Origin of the sequence: Paenarthrobacter aurescens (assembly GCF_041549525.1) — a bacterium.
GTDB classification, from domain to species: Bacteria; Actinomycetota; Actinomycetes; order Actinomycetales; family Micrococcaceae; genus Arthrobacter; species Arthrobacter aurescens.
This window is the reverse complement of sequence record NZ_CP157456.1, coordinates 380,744-400,684: the sequence shown is the minus strand read 5'-3', so window position 1 is coordinate 400,684 and position 19,941 is coordinate 380,744. Positions and strand designations below refer to the sequence as shown.

Genomic DNA, 19,941 nt, shown 5'->3' with positions numbered 1-19,941 from the left:
ATCAGAGCCAAAGTTGTCTATGTGGACAACCTTCACATTGTCTCAAGCCTGTCACCTCACCGGTTCGGGGCTGAACAGCACTCGATCTATCCGCTCCATGGCCTCGGGGAAAGCGGCCATGTCAATGACGCCCCACGTTGTATCCAGCTGAATTGAGCGGACACCCCGGCCAAGAAATCGTGCATCGTTCGGGTGAGGGTCCCAGAGATTTGGCTCCGCCTTCCCGCTGACCAGGAAGGTGAAGAGCCCCTTTTGAGACGGCTTGGTGGGTCCCGTTCTGACGAAGTCCACCGCTGGGGCCCGAAACGACACCAGCCCGCGCTCCCAGCCCACCAACCGGCCGTTTTCTTGTGGTTCATGGCAACGGATCCAACACTCCAGAAGGCCGCGTCGGAGCAAACGTTGGAAGCGCAGCCTTGCTAAGACCGGGTCAAATAACAGGACGACATATGAAGCGAAGACCCCAACAACAGCAATGATGACTGCCCAGTGCAACTGCTCTCCGGTGACCACCAGCATCACCGTGAACGCTGCCACAGCCGCAAGGTTCACCACGGTCGCCACAGCACGCTTGCCCCGCAAGGACATTACTTTAGCCATGCCACACTCTAAGCTGCCGGGCCCTGAACACGGCGGAGCCTTACCTGGCCGACCAGCCGCCGTCCATGGTGTAGCTCGCGCCGGTGACCATACCGGCGTCGTCGGAGGCCATCCAGGCAGCCAACGACGCCACTTCCTCCACCTCCACAAGCCGTTTCACGGCGGACTCAGTGAGCATCACCTTGGCCAGGACCTCGGCCTCAGGGATGCCGTGAAGCCGGGCCTGATCGGCGATCTGCTTCTCAACGAGTGGCGTCCGGACGTACCCGGGGTTAATGCAGTTGGACGTGACACCGCGTTGGCCGCCCTCCAAGGCGGTGACTTTGCTGAGCCCCTCCAGCCCGTGCTTAGCGGAGACATATGCGCTCTTGTAGGCGGAGGCCCGGAGCCCATGGACCGAGGAGATGTTGATGATCCGGCCGAACCCATTGGCGTACATGTGCGGGAGTGCGGCCCTGATAAGGAGGAACGGAGCCTCCAACATCAGGGCCAGGATCCGGCGGAACTCCGCGGGCTCGAACTCCTCGATCGGCGCAACTTTCTGGATGCCGGCGTTGTTGACCAGGATGTCGCAGTCGAGACTGAGGGTGGCCAAGGCATCGACGTCCAGCAGATCCACCGTCCAGGCTGTGCCGCCCAGCTCATCGGCGAGGGCCGCAGCTCCGGAGGCATCGACGTCGGCCACTACTACTTTGGCCCCGCGGGCGGCGAGCGCCCGGGCACAGGCGGCACCGATTCCGCTCGCCCCGCCGGTTATCAATGCTTTGCGTCCGTTCAAGGAGTTGTCCATCAGTTTCAGCCTTTCGAGGCAGTGGTCAGTCCGTGGCGGATGGCGTCGGCCTGGTCCACGTCCTGCAGCGCGATGCCCTTGGTTTCCTTCAGTGAGATGACAGCGACCACCGTGATGGCGCAGGCGACCACGAGGTAGATGGCTGTGGGAACCCAGGATCCGGTGTCTTTGAGCCACTGGGTTGCCAGCAGCGGTGCGAGCGAGCCGGCGAAGATGGAGGTGACCTGCGAGCCGAGCGAAACACCGGAGTACCGCATGCGGGTGGGGAAGAGCTCGGACATAATGGCGGGCTGACCGGCGTACATGAAGGCGTGCAGGCAGAGGCCGATGGTGACGGCGAGGACGATGATCACGGCGTTCTTGGTGTCGAACATGGGGAAGGCGAAGAACGGCCAGGTTGCGCCGGTGATTGCGCCCACGAGGTACACGGGTTTGCGTCCCCACGAGTCCACCAGCCGTCCCACCTGCGGGATGACGAGGAAGTGGATGACGTGGGCGATCAGGAGAGCCAGCAGGAGCGAGGAGGTGTCGTATTTGTGGACGCTCTTGAGGTAGACGATCGCGAAGCTCACCACGAGGTAGTACATGATGTTCTCCGCGAAGCGCAGACCCATCGCCTGCAGGATGCCCTTGGGGTACTTGCGGATGACCTCGCCAACTCCGTAGCTGATGGCTTTGGACTCCTCCACCTGTGCCTTGGCTTCGAGGAAAATGGGGGCTTCGGTGACGTGGGTGCGGATGTAGTACCCAACGAACACGATCACTGCGGAGAGCCAGAACGCGACGCGCCAACCCCAGCCGAGGAACGCTTCGCTGCTGAGGGTGCTGGACATGACGAACAGGACCAGCGTGGCCAGGAGGTTGCCCACCGGCACGGCGGCTTGGGGCCATGAGGACCAGAACCCGCGCGACTTGTTGGGGCTGTGTTCTGCCACGAGGAGGACAGCGCCGCCCCATTCGCCACCGAGGGCGAAGCCCTGGATGAAGCGCAGGGCCACCAGCATGGCCGGGGCCCAGTAGCCGATGTCCATGAAGCCGGGGAGGCAGCCCATCAGGAAGGTGGAGACGCCGACGATCACGATTGTCAGCTGCAGCGTGGGCTTGCGACCCAGCTTGTCGCCGATCTGGCCGAAGACGATTCCGCCCAGCGGCCGGGCAACGAAGCCCACGGCGTAGGTGATGAAGGCCTGGATGATGCCGTCCAGTTCATTGCCTGTGCTGGGGAAGAAGTACTTGCCGAAAACCAAGGTGGCGGCCGTGGCGTAGAGGAAGAACTCGTACCACTCCACTACGGTGCCCACCATGGAGGCAGCCACAATTTTCTTGAGTCCGGAACCTTCGCCGGCTTTCCCTGCTTTTGATGCGGAGCGCTGCTCTACGCTCATATCCATCTCCTCAGTGTCCTCTTCGACCCTTGTGAACGTGATGTGATCCACAACACGAAATGCTCCACTGAGTATTGCTGCAGATTCTTTTGCGCTCAATGACCAAAGCGGCACCCTACGTGTGCAGAATTGCAGATATGAAACCGAACCCCGATGACCTCCTCATCTTGCTCGCCGTGTCACGTTCAGGAAAATTCACGACGGCGGCACAAGCCTTGGGACTGAACCACACCACCGTTTCGCGCAGGATAGCGGCACTGGAGAAGTCCTTGGGAGGCCGGGTCCTCGCACGTGCCGCCGGTGGTTGGGAAGTGACGGAATTGGGTGCGGAAGCCGTGTTGGTCGCGGAACGGATCGAAGCTGCGGTGGGTGCGCTGGGGCCGAGCGACCGCGCACCAGACCCGATTACCGGCGTCGTTCGCATGACCGCAACCGATGGTTTCAGCGCCTACATCGCGGCACCGGCCGTGGCACGGCTTCGACGCGAGCACCCTGGCCTCAGCGTGGAGATTGTCACCGTGACGCGCAGGGCCTTGCAACAGCGCTCGGGCCTGGACATCGAAGTGGTGGTAGGGACGCCGCAGGTGCACCGGGCCGAAGCGATCCGCCTGGGTGAGTACCGTTTGGGAATGTACGCCTCACGGGCCTACCTGGCTGACAACGGAACACCGGCCAGCATCGAGGAACTCACGCAGCATCAGCTCGTGTACTTCGTGGATTCGATGCTCCAGGTAGATGACCTCGATGCTCCCCGCAGGCTGGTCCCCACCATGCGCGACGGACTGAGTTCAACCAACGTGTTCGTCCATGTGGAAGCCACCCGCGCCGGCGCAGGAGTGGGGTTCCTGCCGTGCTTCATGGCCGACCGGCACCCGGATCTGGTGCGCCTCCTGCCAGCCGACTTCGCCGAGCTCCTCCCCTACTGGATGGTCCTCCGCCCGGACTCCATGCGCCGCCCCGCGGTAGCCGCCGTCGTGCAGGGCCTGCGGGAGGAAACGGAGCGGAGTCGGGAGGAGTTGCTGGGGGCGAAGTAGCGCCTAGACCACCTCGCAGGGAATCAAGTCCCCAGCGGGATCACCAGCGGTGTGTGGCTCACGGGGTCCTCGATCACGATGCACGGCAAGCCGAACACGTGCTCCACCAACTCGGCCGTGACTACATCGGCTGGGCGACCCTCCGCGACCACCGCCCCGTCCTTCATGGCAATCAGGTGCGTGGCGTAGCGGCAGGCATGGTTGAGATCGTGGAGCACGGCCACCAGGGTGTTGCCTTCGCGATTGAGCCGCCGGAACAGTTCCAGGAGCTCAATCTGGTGCGCGATATCCAGGAATGTGGTGGGTTCATCCAAAAGCAGCAATGGGGTTTGCTGGGCAAGAACCATGGCCACCCACACGCGTTGCCGCTGACCTCCGGAGAGCTCATCCACCAAGCGGCCGGACAGTGAAGTCACGTTGGTGGCCTCCAGCGCATCAACTACTGCGGCCTCATCAGCCTCGGACCACTGACGAAGCAATTTCTGGTGCGGGTAGCGCCCCCGGGCAACCAGGTCCGCCACGGTAATTCCGTCGGGCGCTATGGAGGTTTGCGGCAGGAGTCCCAACCGTCGGGCTACTTCCTTGGCCCCGTAGGCTGAGATGCTTTTGCCGTCCAAAAGCACAGACCCCGATGTGGGCTCCAGCAGCCGTGACAGCGCGCGCAGGAGCGTCGACTTTCCGCAGGCATTCGGGCCCACGATCACCGTGAACTCACCATCGGGAATGCGCACATCAAGCGCCTGTGACACCGTGCGGCCGGAGTAGCCAAGGCTCACATTCTCGGCGTGGAGCCGCGAACCGATTCCTCGGACGGGCCCGGACAACGCACCAAAAGCAGCAGCCACCACATCAGTCACAGCAATCTCCTTCAGTTCTTCACTCATTGCCGCTTCGCTTCACGGGCAAGGAGCCACACGAGGTAGCAGCCGCCAATGCTGACGGTCACCACCCCAACAGGTAGTTGGATGGGCGCGAAGAGGTTCTGCGCCACGATGTCGCTGGCCACCAAAAGGAACGCGCCCATGGCACCCGACGGAACCATACCCACCGAAGCGGACCTGGTCAGTCGCCGCGCCAGTTGCGGGGCTGCCAATGAAACAAACGCGATCGGCCCGGCAGCTGCGGTGACCATGGCGGTCAAGGCCACTCCAACAACTGCCAGGACCAGCCTGGAACCTTCCAGCCGAACACCCAAGGCGCGGGCGGCGTCGTCGCCCATTTCCAAGAGCCCCAACCGCCTGCCGTACAAAGACAGCGCAACCAGCAGAACCACAAAAACGGTCACGACCGGCAGCACCTGATCCCACGAGACCTTATTGAGCGAACCGGCACCCCACACGGCAGCGGACATGGCCTGCTCCAAAGATGCCTTGAGGATCAAGTAGGTGTTCACCGAAGCCAACATGGCACTCACGGCGATGCCGGCAATGATGAGCCGAAAACCCTGGATGCCCTTTTTGTAGGCGAACAAATAGACCAAGGCCGCCGTCACCAGTCCACCCACCAGCGCACCGGCAGACACTGCAAAGTAGCTGCCACCCATCAGCAGGATGACCACCAGCGCGCCCGTGTAGGCGCCGGTGTTGAAGCCGATCACATCCGGGCTGCCCAGCGCGTTGCGGGTCAGCGACTGGAAGATTGCCCCGCTGACACCCATGGCCGCCCCCAATAACAGGGCCAGGAGTACGCGGGGCAATCTCCACTCCACCACCACCATGTGCACGGCGCCGCTGGATTGGCCCAGCAGCGCCGAAACTACGTCCGGTACCGCAACGCTGAACTCACCCAGGCCGAGGGCGACGACGGCGAGCGCCAGGGCGGCGGTGACGAGGACGGCGGTGACAACCAGGGTGCGGACGTCGAAGCGAAGGGAAACGCGTCCGCCAAAGCGTCGGACGGCGAGGGTTCGCCGGCCGAAGTCGATGGCTGGTGCCTGCCGGACGGGGGTCGCGAGATCGGTGCGCATCATAGAGTGCTCACTTTCCGGCGTCGAATGAGCCAGATGAGGACGGGTGCGCCTACGAATGCGGTGATGATTCCTACCTGCATTTCGCCGGGGCGGAGAACAATGCGGCCCACAATGTCGGACACCAAGAGCAGTACTGGCGAGAGCACCAGGGTGTAGGCCAGGATCCAGCGTTGGTCCGGGCCAACGAACCATCGGGCCACGTGCGGGACCATGAGGCCCACGAATCCGATGGGGCCTGCGGCGGCTGTGGCGGCGCCGCACAGCAAAGTCACTGCGATGATGGTCCACACTCTGGTGCCGGCAATGTTGGCGCCGAGGGCCTTGGCAGTGTCTTCGCCCATAGCCACCGCGTTGAGTGGCCGGGCCATGGCGAGGGCGATGAATGTCCCCGCAAGAATGAACGGCGCCACGGTAGTGAAAATCTCCCAGGTGCGGTTGCTCAGCGTTCCGGCGCTCCAGCTGCGCATGCTGTCGAATACGGCCGGGCGCAGCAGCGTGATCCCGGACGAGATTCCGCCCAGCACTGCCCCGAGTGCAACGCCGGCCAGCGTTAGCCGGAGCGGGGTGGTGCCGCCCCTCCCCCGTGACCCGATGAGGTACACGGCAACCGTGGCAACCACAGCTCCGAGGAAGGAGAACCAGATGTACTCCTGGATGGTGGTGACTCCGAAGATCGCAACACCCAGGACCACGAAGAACCCGGCACCGGCGTTGACGCCCAGGATGCCGGGGTCCGCCAACGGGTTGCGTGTCAGGGCCTGGATGAGCGCCCCGGACAGGCCCAGGGCAACACCAACCGCCAATCCGGTGACGGTTCGGGGCAGGCGGAGATCGTGGATGATCACGTGTTCCGGCGAGGCATCGTAGGCCGTGATGGCGGGCCAGAGAGCGGCCAGGTCAATGTCCTTTGAGCCCACTACCAGGCTCAACCAGAGAACCACGGCCAAAGCGCCAATTGCTGCGAGCAATCCCAGAAGGCGGTACCGGTTCACTGAGGCGAGGCCCGCAGGGCGCGCGCCAGCAGGTGAAGCCGGCACCGCGTCCTGCACGTCAGCCGCTGAGGCTTCGGCTATGGAACTCAGCGCCATGGTTCCGGATGCCATTTAGAGGCCCAGCAATTCGAACTTGGCGTCCTGCAGGTCCACGATTTCCTCGCGATCGCGCTTCTCGTTGGACCACAGTTCGTCAAACCAGCGGCGGGTTTCGGCGTCGAGGTTTTCCCAACGCTCTTCCCAAGCCTCGCTCTTGTCCGTCCAGTAGCCGATCAGCTTGTAGGACTCGGGCGTGAGCTTCTTCTCATGCCGGAGGTACTTGCGGATTCCCCGCAGCACCTTGGTTTCGCCGGCCACCCAGATGTATCCCACCCCGCCGGGGAACTCCATGGAGCGCAGGACCTCACCCAATCGGGACTGGCTGTGGCCGTTCCCGCCGTAAATCCAGGCGACTTCGGTTCCGGCGCCGAGGGTCAGTTCCTGTTGGTGCGATGGATCCTCCACCTCGATCAGTACACGGGTGCGAACACCGGGCGGGGTCTGCTCCACCAACCGCGCCACGGCGGGCAGCCCGGTGGCATCAGCCAGCAGGATCTGCCACTGCAGCCCGGCCGGAGGTTCATACAGTCCAGTGGGCGAGTTGAGCCCGACGACGTCACCCACCTTGGCGCGCTGCGCCCAGGAAGCTGCCAATCCGCCGTCGTGCACTACGAAGTCAATGTCCACAGTCCCGGCCGAGGCGTCCACACCGCGGACCGTGTACGTCCGCATGGCGGACGGCTCGATGTCTTTGGACCAGTCCCAGGAATCTCCGGTTGAGATGGGCAGCCGCGCCTCATGGGTGCCCGGATCAGGAAGGAACACCCGGAGGTATTCGTCGCCCACACCGGTGGTCTCAAATCCGGCCAGGCCGGGACCGCCGAAGGTTATCCGGACCATTCCCGGGGTCAACAGACGTGTGGAAATGACCTCGGCCCGGTAGATGCTCATCATGACAGGAGCGCCTTTTCGAACTTCTCCAGCAAGGCGTACTGGCCACTCGGCGAGCCGTAAATCATTTCGAGGTCATAGGTGTGGATCTGCTTGTTGGCCACGAAGGGCAGTGAAGTCCACAGCTTGTTGTTGGCCAGCGGAGCGAAGGCATCCGGGTTGGCTCCGTCCTTCTCTGGAACCTCGGTGGTGATGATGGCGTCGATTCCGTTGAGCTGTTCGAGCTGCTCGGCACTGAGCTTGACGCCTTCGCCGTCAGCCAGCGGGGAAACCTTCAAGCCGAGGTCCCTGATGACCAGGCAGGGCGTTCCGTAGCAGCTGACCGAGACCTGGTCCTCGTAGTAGTCCACGGGGCCGATTACCAGGTTGCTCTTGCCGGCCTCAGCCAAGCGCTTCTTTACGTCGTCCACCTTGGCTTGGTACTTGTCCATCCACGCCTGGTACTGCTCCGTCTTGCCGAAAGCCTCGGCCACGGTCTTGAACTTGGTACGCCAGTCGCTCCCGTCAAAGCCGTTGAAGGTATAGGTGGGGGCGATGTCGGAGAGCTTCCCGTCCAATTCCTTGTCGTAGCCCAGACCGTTCAGGATGACGTCCGGCTGTGCTTTGAGGATGGCCTCGAAGTTGAATTCCGGGTAGTTGGTGAACGGCGTGATGCCGTTGAGGGCGTCCTGGTCGAAGAAGTACGGGAAGCTCGAGTAGCCGCTGTCACGGATGGGCTGCTGGCTGGCGAGCGGAATGCCGAGCGTAATGAGCATGTCCAAATCCGTGGTGTACATGCCCAGGGCCTTCTTGGGCTCGGCCGGCATGACTACTTCCTTGACCTCACTGTGGACCGTCCGCGTCTCGGATGTGGCGGTGGCGCTGGCACCAGTGGTGGCGCAGCCGCTTAGAAGAAGGGCTGCGGATGCCATGGCCGCAACGGCGGCAGACATGGTTTTAGAGCGTGAAATCACTGCGGTCCTCTTGATTCTCAGGGGAGACGGAGAGCTCCCGGTAGCGGCTGTAGGTATTCAATCGGGCCGCCGAAGTTAGGTATACCTACCCTAACAACGCAATGAGCTGAAAAACCGCTGGATTCTATTCAGAACCGGCCAAAGAGTGATGGTTTCCGGCCTTAAGGGAGGCCACATACCAGCCCGGAGTGTGCCCCATGACCTTTCTGAACACTTGAACGAAGGCACTCGGGTTGTTGTAACCCACCCTCCTGCTGACCGAGGAAACCGGGTAGCCGGCCGCCAGTAAACCCAGGGCAACCCGCACCCGGGCATGGATGCGCCATTGGGCAAACGTCATCCCCGTTTCCTTATGGAAGAGGCGGGACAGGTTACGGACACTGATGGACACCTGGACGCTCCATTCCTCCAGTGAACGGTCCAGGGCGGGATCATCCAGGAGCGCCCGGGCAATGAGCTCCAAGCGGGGGTCGGTGGGCATCGGCAACAGCATCGGCCTGGCATCCACAACGTCCAACAGCCCCAGAACCACTTGCTCCGAAGATTTCCGAATGGAGTCATCCATGTCGAAGTTGCTCATATGGCGCAGCAGTTCCTGAGCGGCAGCAGGGACAGTCACAGCGACAGTTCTGCGCGCCAGTTCCGGGGCGAGCCGGACATCAATGTGTGAACAGTAGAACCCTGTCCCCTGCGTGGACTTGACCGCATGCATCACACCCGCAGGAATCCAGAGCCCCAAGGTTGCAGGAACGGCAAAGAAGCCGCCGTCGGCCTCCACCGTCAGCACGCCGCGGGCGCCCCAGAGCAGCTCATGAGTATCGTGGACGTGTTCAGTCCAGGTTGCGGGCGTCGCACACTCGAAATAACCCGTGTAGACGCCGTAGTCCGGCCACATCGCCTCGCCCTCAGAGGGGGCGTCCGGCAGCACTTCGGTGTTTGCCACGGTCTGTCCGGATTGCGATATAGCTTGGCGGGTCATCTGGCCTTCTCAAAGTTAGGTGAGCCTTACTATGTTAAGCATGCCTTCCAGTTCCGCCACTCCGCCCTGCCCGCCCGGGCGTACCAAGCAACCCTGGAAGGTCTCCCGGCTCTTCAGCTTCACGTTGTTCGCCAACGGACGCTGGAAGCTGTTAGTGGCAGGCTGTGCAGGGCTCTCCCTGCACCAGGTCAGTGAGGCTCTGGTGCCGGCAACCATCGGTGCCGCCGTGGACAACGCCATTGAACCGAACGACGCCGGCGCCCTCCTTGGATGGCTCGGCGCCTTGGCAGTTGTGTTCGTGGTGCTGGCCCTGTCGTGGAGATTCGGAACCTTGGCCATTGAGAGATCCTTCAATTTCGGCTCACATGACCTCCGCCAACTGGTGGTGGAGCGGACACTTCATCCGCGTGGCATGGCCGCCAAACGTGCACCCGGAGAAATCGTGGCCATAGCCTCCTCGGACGCGGACAGGGTTGCGGGACTCTCCTGGCTGATCAGCGGCGGCCTGGCTGCGGCGGCGGGCGTGATCACCTCAGCGGTGACCCTCCTGCTGATTTCGGTCCCCTTGGGGCTGGCCGTCCTCCTGGCAACCCCCATCATGCTGCTGGTGATGCACCGGCTCACCAAACCGCTGGAGAGCCGGAGCGACGTTGAACAATCCACGGCCGCCCGCGCCGGTGCTCTGGCCACCGATTTCATCACAGGATCCCGCCCCCTCAAGGGCCTTGGTGCCGAGGATGCAGCAATCGCCCGCTACCGTGCCGCGAGCCGCGCCTCACTGGCATCTGCCCTGAAAGCCATCCGCGCCAAATCGGCCTACACGGGAGCGAGCACCGCCCTTTCTGCCGCTTTCCTGGCCGGCATCGCGTTCTTCGCAGCATGGTTCGCAGTCCAGGGCACCATTACTGTGGGGCAGTTGGTGGCCGTTGTTGGTGTTGCACAGTTTGTTCAAGGACCCATGACGTGGCTGGGTTTCCTCAGCGTTGAGCTTGCGCGCAAACGCGCCTCGGCGGCACGGATCGCAGTCCTGTTGGAGGAACCGGAGGCGGTGCCCGCGCCGGAAGCGGAAGAACGTCCGACGGCGGCAGCTGCTTCTGCGGCGGACCTCGCCTTGACAGGTGGTCCAGCTCCGCTGCTGGAGCTCCGGCCAGACGCTGAAGGAGTTGATTTCCCGCCTTTCACCGCATCAATCGGTGAAATCGTAGGAGTGGTTCTTCCCGACAGCACCCAGGCGCGTCAGCTGGTTGATACCCTCGGCTTCCGCATCCCCGCTCCCGCGGGCCTGATCTCCATTGATGGCCGGGACGCCGCCCTGCTCGATCCCCTGCAGGTCCGCTCCAGGGTCTTTGCCGACACCCATGATGCCGTCCTGTTCCGGGGCAGCGTCCAAACCAATATGTCAGTAGCCGAGGCCCCGCTGGACGAGCGCGCCATGGCCGCTGCCGCCGTCGGGGATTTTATTTCGCAATTGCCCCAGGGCACGGAAACTGTTCTTACCGGCCATGGCCAGGGCCTTTCCGGCGGCCAGCGGCAGCGGCTGGTTCTTGGGCGCTCGCTGCACCAACGCCAACCTGTGCTGGTCCTGCACGACCCCACTACCGCCGTCGACACCGCCACCGAAGCGGTGATCGCCGATGGCCTGCGCAACTTCCCTGACAAGGCCGTTGTTCTGGTGACCACAAGCCCAACGTTGCTGGCCATTTGTCACCGGGTGGTGGTGGGCGGAGTGGACGGGCCACCGGAAACAGGGACGCACCGCGAGCTTCTGGCGGCGTCAGCCGGCTACCGCGAGGTGGTGGGCTCGTGAGTGCGGACATTCTGCCCATTGCCACGCCCCGCCAAACCCGGAAGGCCATGTGGCGCCTGTTGGCGCAGCGCCCGGGCAAGCTGACCTTGACCATTTTTGTGCTGCTGGCTGCTTCCTGCTGCGGTTTGGCCGCCCCGGCAATTCTGGGCCTGATGGTCAACATTGCAGCTACCGGCGGGGATGTCATGTCCTTGCTGTGGCTGGCGATCGGGCTGCTGTTGGCCGGTGGACTCGGCGCGCTGTTGGGAGTCCTGGGCCAGAACCTGTTGGCGCGCATCTGTGAGGAAGCCCTTGCCGGCCTGCGCGAAGAAGTGTTCGCCGCCGCCGTCCGGAAACCGCTGAATCAGCTCGAAAAGGCGGGGATCGGCGACGTCGTGGCCCGCGTGTCCGGCGATGTCGAAGCCGTCAGCGAGGCAATCTCGGGGGTTCTTCCGGCGTTTACCAGCGCAGCTTTCACCATCGGCGTGACCCTGCTGGGCCTGGGAGTGATCGATTGGCGCTTCGCGGTGGCCGTCCTGATTGCAGCCCCGTTGCAGATCTTCACCCTCCGATGGTTCCTCAAGCGGACCGCCCCCATTTACCGCACCGTGAGGATCACGGAGGCCAACCGGACCGAGCAGATTATTGAGACCGTTCACGGATCACCGTCCGTGCTGGCTCTGGGACTTGGATCGCGCCACGCAGATCTGGTGGCGGCGGCTTCGCGGGAGAACATCGGACACTCACTGCGTGGCGTGGGTTACCTAACCCGCTTCTACAACCGCCTCAATCTTGCGGAGCTGATTGGTCTCTCCGCTGTGCTGCTAGTGGGCTTCTGGCTCCATTCCGAGGGCGCCGTGACGATCGGCGCGGCCACTGCTGCCGCCCTGTATTTCTACCGGCTGTTCGATCCGATCGGGCTGGTCCTGGGGCAGTTCGATGAACTGCAGAAGGCTGCGGCAGGATTGGGACGCATGTTCGGACTGACCATGTACGCGGAGCCGGCTGCTGCGTCCAAGGCCTCCTCGGCCGCCGGCGAAGCTGGAATCGTCCTGGACCACGTCACCTTCGCCTACCCCGGCCAGCGCCCTGCACTCCGCGGCGTCTCACTGACGGTGCGTCCGGCTGAGCGGGTAGCCATTGTGGGCACTTCGGGCGCCGGGAAGACTACCCTCGCCAAGGTCATCATGGGCCTGGAACATCCTGGCAGTGGGACTGCCTGGGTGGGCGGGCTGGACTCTGCTTCCGCGGCGCCGGCGGACCTGCACTCGAGGATCGCGATGGTCAGCCAGGAGGTGCACGTCTTCTCCGGCACACTTGCCGAGGACCTTCGGCTTGCCAAACCGGACGCTTCCGCGGAGCAGCTCTCGAACGCCCTGCAGGCCGTTGGAGCTGATTGGGTTGCAGCGCTCGACGACGGACTGGACACTTCCGTAGGTGCCGGCGGCCACCAGCTCACGCCCGAACAGGCGCAACAGCTTGCTTTGGCCCGGCTCATGCTCAAGGACCCTCCCATCGCAGTCCTCGATGAAGCCACAGCAGAAGCCGGAACGGGTTCTGCCACCATGTTGGACCAGGCTGCGGAGGCCGCTTTGGCGGGCCGGACTTCAGTGGTGATCGCACACCGGCTCTCCCAGGCAACCTCGGCGGACACCGTGGTGGTCATGGAGCAGGGGCGCATTGTGGAGTCCGGTTCTCATCAGGAACTGTTGGCAGCCGAGGGCCGCTACGCCCATTTGTGGGAAGCCTGGAACAGCTCACTCAGCCGAAGCTGAAGGGCCCTCCCCCGGCGTCTCCACCGGGGGATCGTGCCGCACCGGGGTTCCTTTGGCGAAAGCACGCACCTTGGCATCGTCCCAAATGTGGGCCGGGACGCCACCACCCAGAAGCCTGCGGGCAAGAGTGGGATCGTTGCCGAAAGGTGCGTGGCTGCCGGCCATGATCATGTTGCCGTAGCGCCGCCCCTTAAGCATGGCGGGATCGGCAATGATCATGGTGTGCTCAAACGTGTCCGCGATGGTGGCGGCGTCGGCCCGGGCGTTCTTCAGATCCGGGGCGTCCCCGGAGTTCACTATGTACAGGCCATCGGGGGCAAGCACGGAGTCCGCATGGGCGGTGAACTCCCGCGTGGTCAAAGCCTGTGGCGTGAAGGCTCCGGCAAAAACATCCCGAATAATGAGGTCACGGCTGTCCGGGCTAAGCGACTCCGTAACCTGCCGGGCCTCACCCACACGGATCCGCAACAGGGGCGCTTTGGGGAGGTCGAACCAGCCGCGAACGTAGTCGGCCAGCTTCCCGTCCAGCTCAACCACCACCTGACGCGCCTCCGGATATCCGGCATGGAAGTACCGTGCCATGGAGCACGCTCCTCCGCCCAAATGAAGGGCCCGGAGTTTGGGCTTCAGTTCCCGCGGCCATCGGGATTCCACCAGCGCGGCAATCCAGCGCATGTACTCAAATTCGAGGAGAAGCGGGTCCGCGAGATCAATGTGGGAGCTCATGACGCCGTTGATCTTGAGCAGCCAGCCGTTGGAGTTGTCCTGGTCCTGGATCAACTCGCAATCGCCGGTATCGATGTAGTAGACGCCAGCCGCCGGACCGTCAATGCGGGTGCCGGCAGGCACCTCCACCACTCCCGCCGTCGACCTCTGGGACCTGCCCGCCTTAGCGCGTTTCGCCACTACTTCCGCCCTGCCTGAGTCATGCTCCAAGCCTAGTGGAGCACTGCATGACCCAGGTTAGTCACAAATAAAGTAAGGCTACTTACAGTTTTGCCATCAACGGCCATATGATCTCTACATGGAACTAGGAGCATCCGTGTGGGCGGAGGTGTTGACGGTGGCGGTCGCCTGGCTGACAGTCGTCTGCCTCCTCCTGGCGCGCGTGCCCAAACCCCCGAGCCTCCTCGACTCCCCGCAGGACGTATCGCCGCTGGATCTGGATCAGCCGGAGGACTCGGAACCCCGCTGAAGCACGCTGCTTCGGATGGATGCCGACTGGTAGATCATCACCGAGCCAACGGACGGCGCCAGGCACGTGAGCTGGCACGGAGCTGAGCGGTTGGTCTTCAATTCCACATCAATATGCGCCGGGTGGGGTGGACTGCCGGTGACGTGGACGCGCCACTGCCCGCCCTCCTGCACGGTCTCGGTCACCTGGTAATCGTGCCTGCCGGCTGGCCCGAAGCGGGCGAGCACCGCCGCAATGGCCGCTTGCTGCAGCGGGGAAAGGTCCGTATATCCGCGCAGATATTCGGCGTGAACCCGGCCAGCAAGGTGGGCCTCGATCGTGGTGAGGGATGACCCGGCGTCGAGCCCTCCGTAGTACACGCCGTCCGGAACCACCACGGCGTTGGCGGCAAACCTGTCACCGCCCACATGGGAACACTCCCAAACGAGCTCCGGCCAACGCTCGCCCAGGGCACGTCCCACCGGCCGGCCACGCACTGCGCAGCACGGGTCATGCCGGCCATGCGCGCAGATCAGGATGACCGGCGGAAGGCCCGTCTCTCCAGGGGATGCCAGCGCTGAAACAATTCCTGAAAGGTCCTCGTCCCGCTCCCACACGCCCCAGAGCTGTTGATAAGCACCGGAGCTTTGATAGCGAAGGACGGCCCAGCGTTTGGGACCATGGCGCGGGCGAGGACCGGGACGCCGCACCAGGAGGACGCGGGCACCCGCCGCCCGTGCTGCCGAGGACACCAGGGCTTTGGTGCTGCTTTCAAGATCAAGGCCGTCGAAGCCACTGGGCGGCCACCCGCCCCGGTGCTCTATAAGGACCCACACCAGTCCCGGTGACGCCGTTCCGGCCATGGAGTCGCCCCGCACCCGGGCGTCATCGGAGCAGAAAAACGCCCTGGCGGCAGCCGCGTCACTGCCCGGCACTGTCAGTTCCCGGCGGGGAGGAGAACTCCTGCGCGCAACAGCCTTTCCACAAGTTCAATCCCAAGATCGTTTGCAAGGTGTTCCCCTCCATCCAGCAGTCGCTCCACGGACGGCAAGTCTGTTGCGGGGAAATCCAGCCAACCAACGCGGGTGGACAGGCGCGAGCCCTCCAACCGGGCTTCCAAGGCATCCCGGAGCCTCACCAAGGAGCCTGGCCCCAGGCCCTGTACGGCCGCGAGCTGCGCCACCGGGCCAAGAGGGGCCGGGCGCGCCTGGCCTCTCCTTGAGCGTTGGAACGCCGAGGTGGTGTCAGCCTGCAGGACGGCAGCGGCAAGGCGCTCACGGATCACCGCGAGTTCCTCCTCAGGCCCATCCACACCCAACGGCAGGGATCCGCGCATCACGGGGTCCTCACAAAGGGCTGCCAACGCGGCCTGCGCGAGCTGTTCGGCCAGTGCGTGCCGGGTCCAGTTGTGCACTCCCAACGTGAGATGGATGGAGACTTCACCTTGCGCCTGGGCGGCGTGCAGCCAACCACGGGGCAGGTACAGGACATCGCCTGGCTCCAGGACAGTGTCTATGTAGGCCTGGCCTTGGGCTGCCTCGGCTACCTCGGAGCGGTGATCTGTCCACGGCTGGCTTCGCAGCGGGTCCACGTGCACAGGCTCGTGGATGATCCAGCGCTTGGTTCCTTCGATCTGCAGAACGAAGACGTCGTGGACATCGTAGTGATCGTCGAAACCGCGGTTCTGAGGAGGGGTGATGTACGCATTGGCCTGCACAGGATGTCCGAGCTCGGAGCTCAGCCGGCTGGTGAAACCCGCCACCGGGTCCCACGTGCGGTGCAGTGCCTGCAGGACGAGGGTGGCGCCGTCGGCGAATTTGCGCCACAGTGCGGTGTCGTCCAGCTGATCCGGGATGGTGGCACCAACACCTGCCGGGGAAGTGAATGAGGACTCCGGAAGGGTGGAGCCGCCCTTGGCCACGCGAAGGAAAGGGGTGCGCAGACCGCGGCGCGAAACCAGCTCGTCAACCGCGCCGGCAGAGAACACATCGGAGAAGTCGCTGACTCCGCGGCTCAGCAGCGCAGTGCGCCCCCAGACCTCGCCGGCAAACCTCTCCCGTGCAATGTCAATCAGTCGTGTTTCCAGGACCCCGGCGCTCTTCACTGCGCCCGGGTCCTGGAAATCAGTGCTGGCAGAGCTCAAACTCAGCTGCCTTGTTGTCCGGCGCCGCCATCGGCACCACCGTCAGCGCCACCATCGGCACCACCGTCAGCACCGCCGTCGTGAGTACCTGGAACACCGGAAGCCCCACCGTCCGCGGGACCTTCAGCACCACCATCAGCGCCGCCATCGGCACCACCGTCAGCACCGCCGTCGTGAGTGCCCGGAACACCGGAAGCCCCACCGTCCGCGGGACCTTCGGCACCACCATCAGCGCCGCCATCGGCACCACCGTCAGCACCGCCGTCGTGAGTACCTGGAACACCGGAAGCCCCACCGTCCGCGGGGCCCTCCTGCTGGTTTGGATCCTGCTCTGGATCAGACATGCTTCCTCCCGAGAATCGAATGGCGTACTCAGGCTCCGGTTTCGGCGCCCGATTTCAACCCGGGCGATCTTCAGCCGCACCGCCCGTGATCACCATATCCATATGGGTCAGCGGTGGGAACAGCTTGCGCGCATTTTGAGCCTGCTAAGGCCCGACGCCAGGACGCACCATGCGATGTTCCGGCAGCGAGTACCAGGATGGGTCGCAGAGCTGCCGTTTACCGTCCGGCACAAAACCGTTGCGCCGGTAAAAAGCCTGGGCACGGGGATTATCATCCAGCACCCATAAGTACGCCGGACCGTCGCCGATCAGGGCATCAACCAAGGCTTGGCCCACTCCCCTGCCATGGATGCGTTCCAGGGTGTAGAGCATGAAAAGCTCACGCTCACAGGGACCGTCTTCGTCCTGACCGGGACCTGCTGCGCCGAGGCCCACCAGTTGACCGTCGGGATCATGGGCAAGCATCCGGGTGTGGCCTGCAGCAATGAATTCCCGGTACCGCTCGATCCTGCGGGGCAGGGCTGCTTCCTGTTTCGCGAAGAACTCCGGAGGGAGCAGGTGACCGTAAGCCTCTTTCCACGACTGGACGTGCATCAGGGCCATGGCCCCGGCATCGTCCACCGTAGCCTGGCGAATCGTGAAATCCATTTACCGCACCCTCGCTATGGCAAAACCGTCCCATCCCTTGCTGCCCACGGTCTGGATGGCCGTGGCATCCAGGCGTGGATCCTGGCCCATCTTTTCCAGCGCAGCCACAATACCGGGTGCATTCACGTGGTCCCTTTCGGGCTCCAGGATGGCGCCGTCCCAGATGACGTTGTCCACCACTATCACCGTGCCGGGGTGCCCCAGCCGGATGGCCCAGTCGAGGTAGTTCGCATCATTTTCCTTGTCTGCGTCAATGAAAACGAAGTCGAACGACTCCTGGCCTGCCAACGCGGGAAGCGTGTCCAAGGCAGCACCCACCCGGATGTCCACCTTGTGCCCAACTCCGGCGGCGTCAAGATTGGCCCGTGCGAGGTCCGCATGCTTTTGGAGGAATTCGCACGTCACTATCCTGCCGTCGTCGGGCAGTCCTTGTGCCATCCAGATGCTGCTGAATCCGGCCAGGGTACCGATCTCCAGCACCCGCCTTGCCCCGGACATCTGCACCAGCATCCGGAGCAGCTTGCCCGCGTTGGGGGCTACTTCGATCGCCGGCATGCCGGCCTCGACGGCGGAGGTCAGGGCGCGCTTATGGGCAGGTTCCGGGCGCACGAGGACGTCCGTGAGGTAGTGCTCTACGTCCACCCAACCAGGCTCGGTAACGTGTTCAATCATGGCCCCCAGTCTGGCACCCGCCGCAGCGCGGGGGAAGGATCTAGTCCGTGGCGGAAATGGCGTCTTCGAGGCGTTCAACCTTGCCGGTCAGCTCGCCGCTGTACCCGGGGCGGATGTCCGCCTTGATCACCAGTGACACCCGGCTGCCGTAGCGGCCAACTGCCTCCGTAGCGCGTTTGACCACGTCAAACACCTCGTCCCATTCGCCCTCGATGGTGGTGAACATGGAGTCCGTCTGGTTGGGCAGTCCGGATTCACGGACGATCTTGACGGCGGCAGCGACGGCGTCGTGCACGGAAGCGTCAGGGGTTGGTCCCCCGTTGGCGGCGGAAGCGGGCTGGCCCGAAGGGGCGACTGAGAATGCAAGCAACATAAAATCCAGTGTTTCACGTACCGGTTTGTCATATAAGAACGTACTCCCGCGTAACAACAGAGCGGCGGCGCTCCGTTGCTACCCTGACAAGCATGGAACAGCCCTCTGAACGCAAGCCCCTCAGGGCCGACGCCGCACGCAATGTGGACAAGATCATTACCGCCGCCCGGCAGTGCTTCCGGGAACACGGCCCCGAAGTACCCCTCCAGACCATCGCGGCCACCGCTGGAGTTGGCCCCGCAACACTGTTCCGCAATTTCTCGGACAAAGAGCAACTGGTTCTCGCAGCCCTGTCACGGCAACTCAGATTGCACGTGGATCCCGTAGCAGAGGCTGCCCTGGACGGCATGGACGCCGCCGAGGGGCTCATTAACGTGATCGACGCCGTGGTGAAAGTCGCCAGCGACGACGCAAACCTCCTGGACGCGGTTGCCGGCAGGCGCGGGCTCCTCGTAGGCATTACCGGTGGACTGATCGGGTCCATGAACGTTCTTTTGGAGCGTGGCCAGGGGCAGGGTTCCCTGCGACGCGATATCACCATCGAGGATATGGTCCGCTTGGTGGCCATGCTGATCGGCGCGGTGGACACCATGGAGCCGGGGTCCGAAGCCTGGAAGCGTCCTGTGGCGTTGATCGAGGACGCCATCCGCACGGAGCGCCCGTCCCGGCCGCTGCCGGAACAGTCGGGTATCCCGGGGATGACCTTTTCTGAGGCTGTCTAGGCACCAACGCCCTGCCCGATAGCTGCCCATGGTGAGTCCTGCCCATGGCGGGCCAGCTACGGGCACCGTAGGGTCGGTTGTATGAATATTCCCCTGAGCTCATACTCTTCCAGCGGAGCCGATTCCGCTCTCGCGGTCGGCCTTGGCCTGCTGTTCATGGTGATCTACTTTGCGGTGATTTTCGCAATCGTCGGCGTGCTCTACATGGGAATCTTCACCAAGTCCGGCCGGCCTGCGTGGGGTGCCTTCGTGCCGGTCTACAACGGAATAAAGCTCTTGGAAATCGCAGGCCGCCCCTGGTACTGGTACCTGCTCTTCTTCATCCCGTTCGCAGGCATCTACTTCAGCATCGTGTCCATGAACGACCTCGCCAAATCATTCGGAAAAGACGCCGGATACACCGTTGGCCTGGTCCTGTTGCCGGTGGTTTTCGTGCCCATGCTTTCGTACGGCTCCGCGCGCTACCTCGGACCCGCTGCCGGACAGCAATTCGTGGCTTACCCGCAGGGATATGCGCAGCCGTACCCGCAAGGCTACGCCCAGACGCCGATGCAGCAGCCGCCTGTACAGCAACCGCCGGTGCAACAGCCCAGTGGTCAGCAGTACCGCTAA

Annotated in this window: 22 protein-coding genes; 6 read left to right on the top strand and 16 right to left on the bottom strand. The window is 63.6% G+C overall.

The window, feature by feature from the left end; translation table 11 throughout:
• Nucleotides 1-51: 51 nt before the first annotated feature.
• From ABI796_RS02020 to ABI796_RS02010, 3 genes are read right to left on the bottom strand one after another with little or no spacing between them, the layout of a single operon-like run.
• Nucleotides 52-600 (bottom strand): hypothetical protein, encoded by a 549-nt coding sequence (locus ABI796_RS02020; protein ID WP_141286391.1) that lies wholly within the window; start codon nt 598-600, stop codon nt 52-54.
• A 40-nt stretch (nt 601-640) separates the two neighbouring features.
• Nucleotides 641-1,390 (bottom strand): 3-hydroxybutyrate dehydrogenase, encoded by a 750-nt coding sequence (locus tag ABI796_RS02015; RefSeq protein ID WP_141286389.1) that lies wholly within the window; start codon nt 1,388-1,390, stop codon nt 641-643.
• Nucleotides 1,391-1,395: 5 nt separating this feature from the next.
• Nucleotides 1,396-2,775, bottom strand: a complete 1,380-nt coding sequence (locus tag ABI796_RS02010) for an MFS transporter (RefSeq protein ID WP_141286387.1) — start codon at nt 2,773-2,775, stop codon at nt 1,396-1,398.
• 137 nt (nt 2,776-2,912) lie between these two features.
• Here ABI796_RS02010 and ABI796_RS02005 point away from each other — a divergent pair, with 137 nt between their 5' ends.
• Nucleotides 2,913-3,809 carry a LysR family transcriptional regulator gene (locus ABI796_RS02005; protein WP_174754624.1) on the top strand — a complete coding sequence of 299 codons (897 nt, stop codon included), beginning with the start codon at nt 2,913-2,915 and terminating at the stop codon, nt 3,807-3,809.
• Nucleotides 3,810-3,832: 23 nt separating this feature from the next.
• Here ABI796_RS02005 and ABI796_RS02000 read toward each other — a convergent pair whose 3' ends face one another.
• The 6 genes from ABI796_RS02000 to ABI796_RS01975 all read right to left on the bottom strand — a co-directional run bounded on the left by ABI796_RS02000 (nt 3,833) and on the right by ABI796_RS01975 (nt 9,692).
• Nucleotides 3,833-4,693, bottom strand: a complete 861-nt coding sequence (locus ABI796_RS02000; protein WP_246095902.1) for an ABC transporter ATP-binding protein — start codon at nt 4,691-4,693, stop codon at nt 3,833-3,835.
• On the bottom strand, nt 4,690-5,778 hold the full coding sequence (locus ABI796_RS01995; protein ID WP_141286385.1) for an iron chelate uptake ABC transporter family permease subunit: 1,089 nt from the start codon (nt 5,776-5,778) through the stop codon (nt 4,690-4,692). Before ABI796_RS01995 ends, ABI796_RS02000 begins: the two co-directional genes overlap by 4 nt.
• Nucleotides 5,775-6,881: a Fe(3+)-siderophore ABC transporter permease gene (locus tag ABI796_RS01990; protein ID WP_141286383.1), complete on the bottom strand. Its 1,107-nt coding sequence runs from the start codon at nt 6,879-6,881 to the stop codon at nt 5,775-5,777. The genes ABI796_RS01995 and ABI796_RS01990 overlap by 4 nt, the downstream gene beginning before the upstream one ends.
• Nucleotides 6,882-7,763 (bottom strand): siderophore-interacting protein, encoded by an 882-nt coding sequence (locus tag ABI796_RS01985; RefSeq protein WP_141286381.1) that lies wholly within the window; start codon nt 7,761-7,763, stop codon nt 6,882-6,884.
• Entirely contained in the window at nt 7,760-8,692 is a 933-nt protein-coding gene (locus ABI796_RS01980; RefSeq protein ID WP_141286379.1) for an ABC transporter substrate-binding protein, read from the bottom strand. Before ABI796_RS01980 ends, ABI796_RS01985 begins: the two co-directional genes overlap by 4 nt.
• A 145-nt stretch (nt 8,693-8,837) precedes the next feature.
• On the bottom strand, nt 8,838-9,692 hold the full coding sequence (locus ABI796_RS01975) for a helix-turn-helix domain-containing protein (RefSeq protein WP_246095901.1): 855 nt from the start codon (nt 9,690-9,692) through the stop codon (nt 8,838-8,840).
• 40 nt (nt 9,693-9,732) lie between these two features.
• On the opposite strand from ABI796_RS01975, the gene ABI796_RS01970 reads away from it, so the two are divergent.
• Nucleotides 9,733-11,499 (top strand): ABC transporter ATP-binding protein, encoded by a 1,767-nt coding sequence (locus ABI796_RS01970; RefSeq protein ID WP_246095900.1) that lies wholly within the window; start codon nt 9,733-9,735, stop codon nt 11,497-11,499.
• Nucleotides 11,496-13,253 carry an ABC transporter ATP-binding protein gene (locus ABI796_RS01965; protein ID WP_141286375.1) on the top strand — a complete coding sequence of 586 codons (1,758 nt, stop codon included), beginning with the start codon at nt 11,496-11,498 and terminating at the stop codon, nt 13,251-13,253. Before ABI796_RS01970 ends, ABI796_RS01965 begins: the two co-directional genes overlap by 4 nt.
• Here ABI796_RS01965 and ABI796_RS01960 read toward each other — a convergent pair.
• The gene (locus tag ABI796_RS01960) at nt 13,236-14,159 is read right to left on the bottom strand and encodes a spermidine synthase (RefSeq protein WP_141286373.1); all 924 of its coding nucleotides are present in this window, start codon (nt 14,157-14,159) and stop codon (nt 13,236-13,238) included. The two genes, ABI796_RS01965 and ABI796_RS01960, sit on opposite strands and share 18 nt — an antisense overlap.
• Before the next feature lie 118 nt (nt 14,160-14,277).
• Here ABI796_RS01960 and ABI796_RS01955 point away from each other — a divergent pair, with 118 nt between their 5' ends.
• Complete coding sequence (locus ABI796_RS01955) at nt 14,278-14,448, top strand: hypothetical protein (protein ID WP_170224985.1); 171 nt, start codon at nt 14,278-14,280, stop codon at nt 14,446-14,448.
• On the opposite strand, the gene ABI796_RS01950 is transcribed toward ABI796_RS01955, so the two are convergent.
• The 6 genes from ABI796_RS01950 to ABI796_RS01925 form a co-directional block, all read right to left on the bottom strand.
• Entirely contained in the window at nt 14,421-15,362 is a 942-nt protein-coding gene (locus ABI796_RS01950) for a sucrase ferredoxin (RefSeq protein ID WP_246095899.1), read from the bottom strand. The two genes, ABI796_RS01955 and ABI796_RS01950, sit on opposite strands and share 28 nt — an antisense overlap.
• Nucleotides 15,363-15,364: 2 nt before the next feature.
• The gene (locus ABI796_RS01945; RefSeq protein WP_373092180.1) at nt 15,365-16,570 is read right to left on the bottom strand and encodes a cupin domain-containing protein; all 1,206 of its coding nucleotides are present in this window, start codon (nt 16,568-16,570) and stop codon (nt 15,365-15,367) included.
• Nucleotides 16,551-16,853 (bottom strand): hypothetical protein, encoded by a 303-nt coding sequence (locus tag ABI796_RS01940; RefSeq protein ID WP_303409105.1) that lies wholly within the window; start codon nt 16,851-16,853, stop codon nt 16,551-16,553. Before ABI796_RS01940 ends, ABI796_RS01945 begins: the two co-directional genes overlap by 20 nt.
• A gap of 205 nt (nt 16,854-17,058) precedes the next feature.
• Nucleotides 17,059-17,562, bottom strand: a complete 504-nt coding sequence (locus ABI796_RS01935) for a GNAT family N-acetyltransferase (RefSeq protein ID WP_141286685.1) — start codon at nt 17,560-17,562, stop codon at nt 17,059-17,061.
• Nucleotides 17,563-18,234 (bottom strand): O-methyltransferase, encoded by a 672-nt coding sequence (locus ABI796_RS01930; RefSeq protein ID WP_141286687.1) that lies wholly within the window; start codon nt 18,232-18,234, stop codon nt 17,563-17,565.
• A gap of 40 nt (nt 18,235-18,274) precedes the next feature.
• Complete coding sequence (locus tag ABI796_RS01925; protein ID WP_024819214.1) at nt 18,275-18,607, bottom strand: thiamine-binding protein; 333 nt, start codon at nt 18,605-18,607, stop codon at nt 18,275-18,277.
• Between the two features lie 92 nt (nt 18,608-18,699).
• Here ABI796_RS01925 and ABI796_RS01920 point away from each other — a divergent pair, with 92 nt between their 5' ends.
• Entirely contained in the window at nt 18,700-19,329 is a 630-nt protein-coding gene (locus ABI796_RS01920) for a TetR/AcrR family transcriptional regulator (protein ID WP_141286689.1), read from the top strand.
• Between the two features lie 81 nt (nt 19,330-19,410).
• Nucleotides 19,411-19,941 carry a DUF5684 domain-containing protein gene (locus ABI796_RS01915; RefSeq protein WP_141286691.1) on the top strand — a complete coding sequence of 177 codons (531 nt, stop codon included), beginning with the start codon at nt 19,411-19,413 and terminating at the stop codon, nt 19,939-19,941.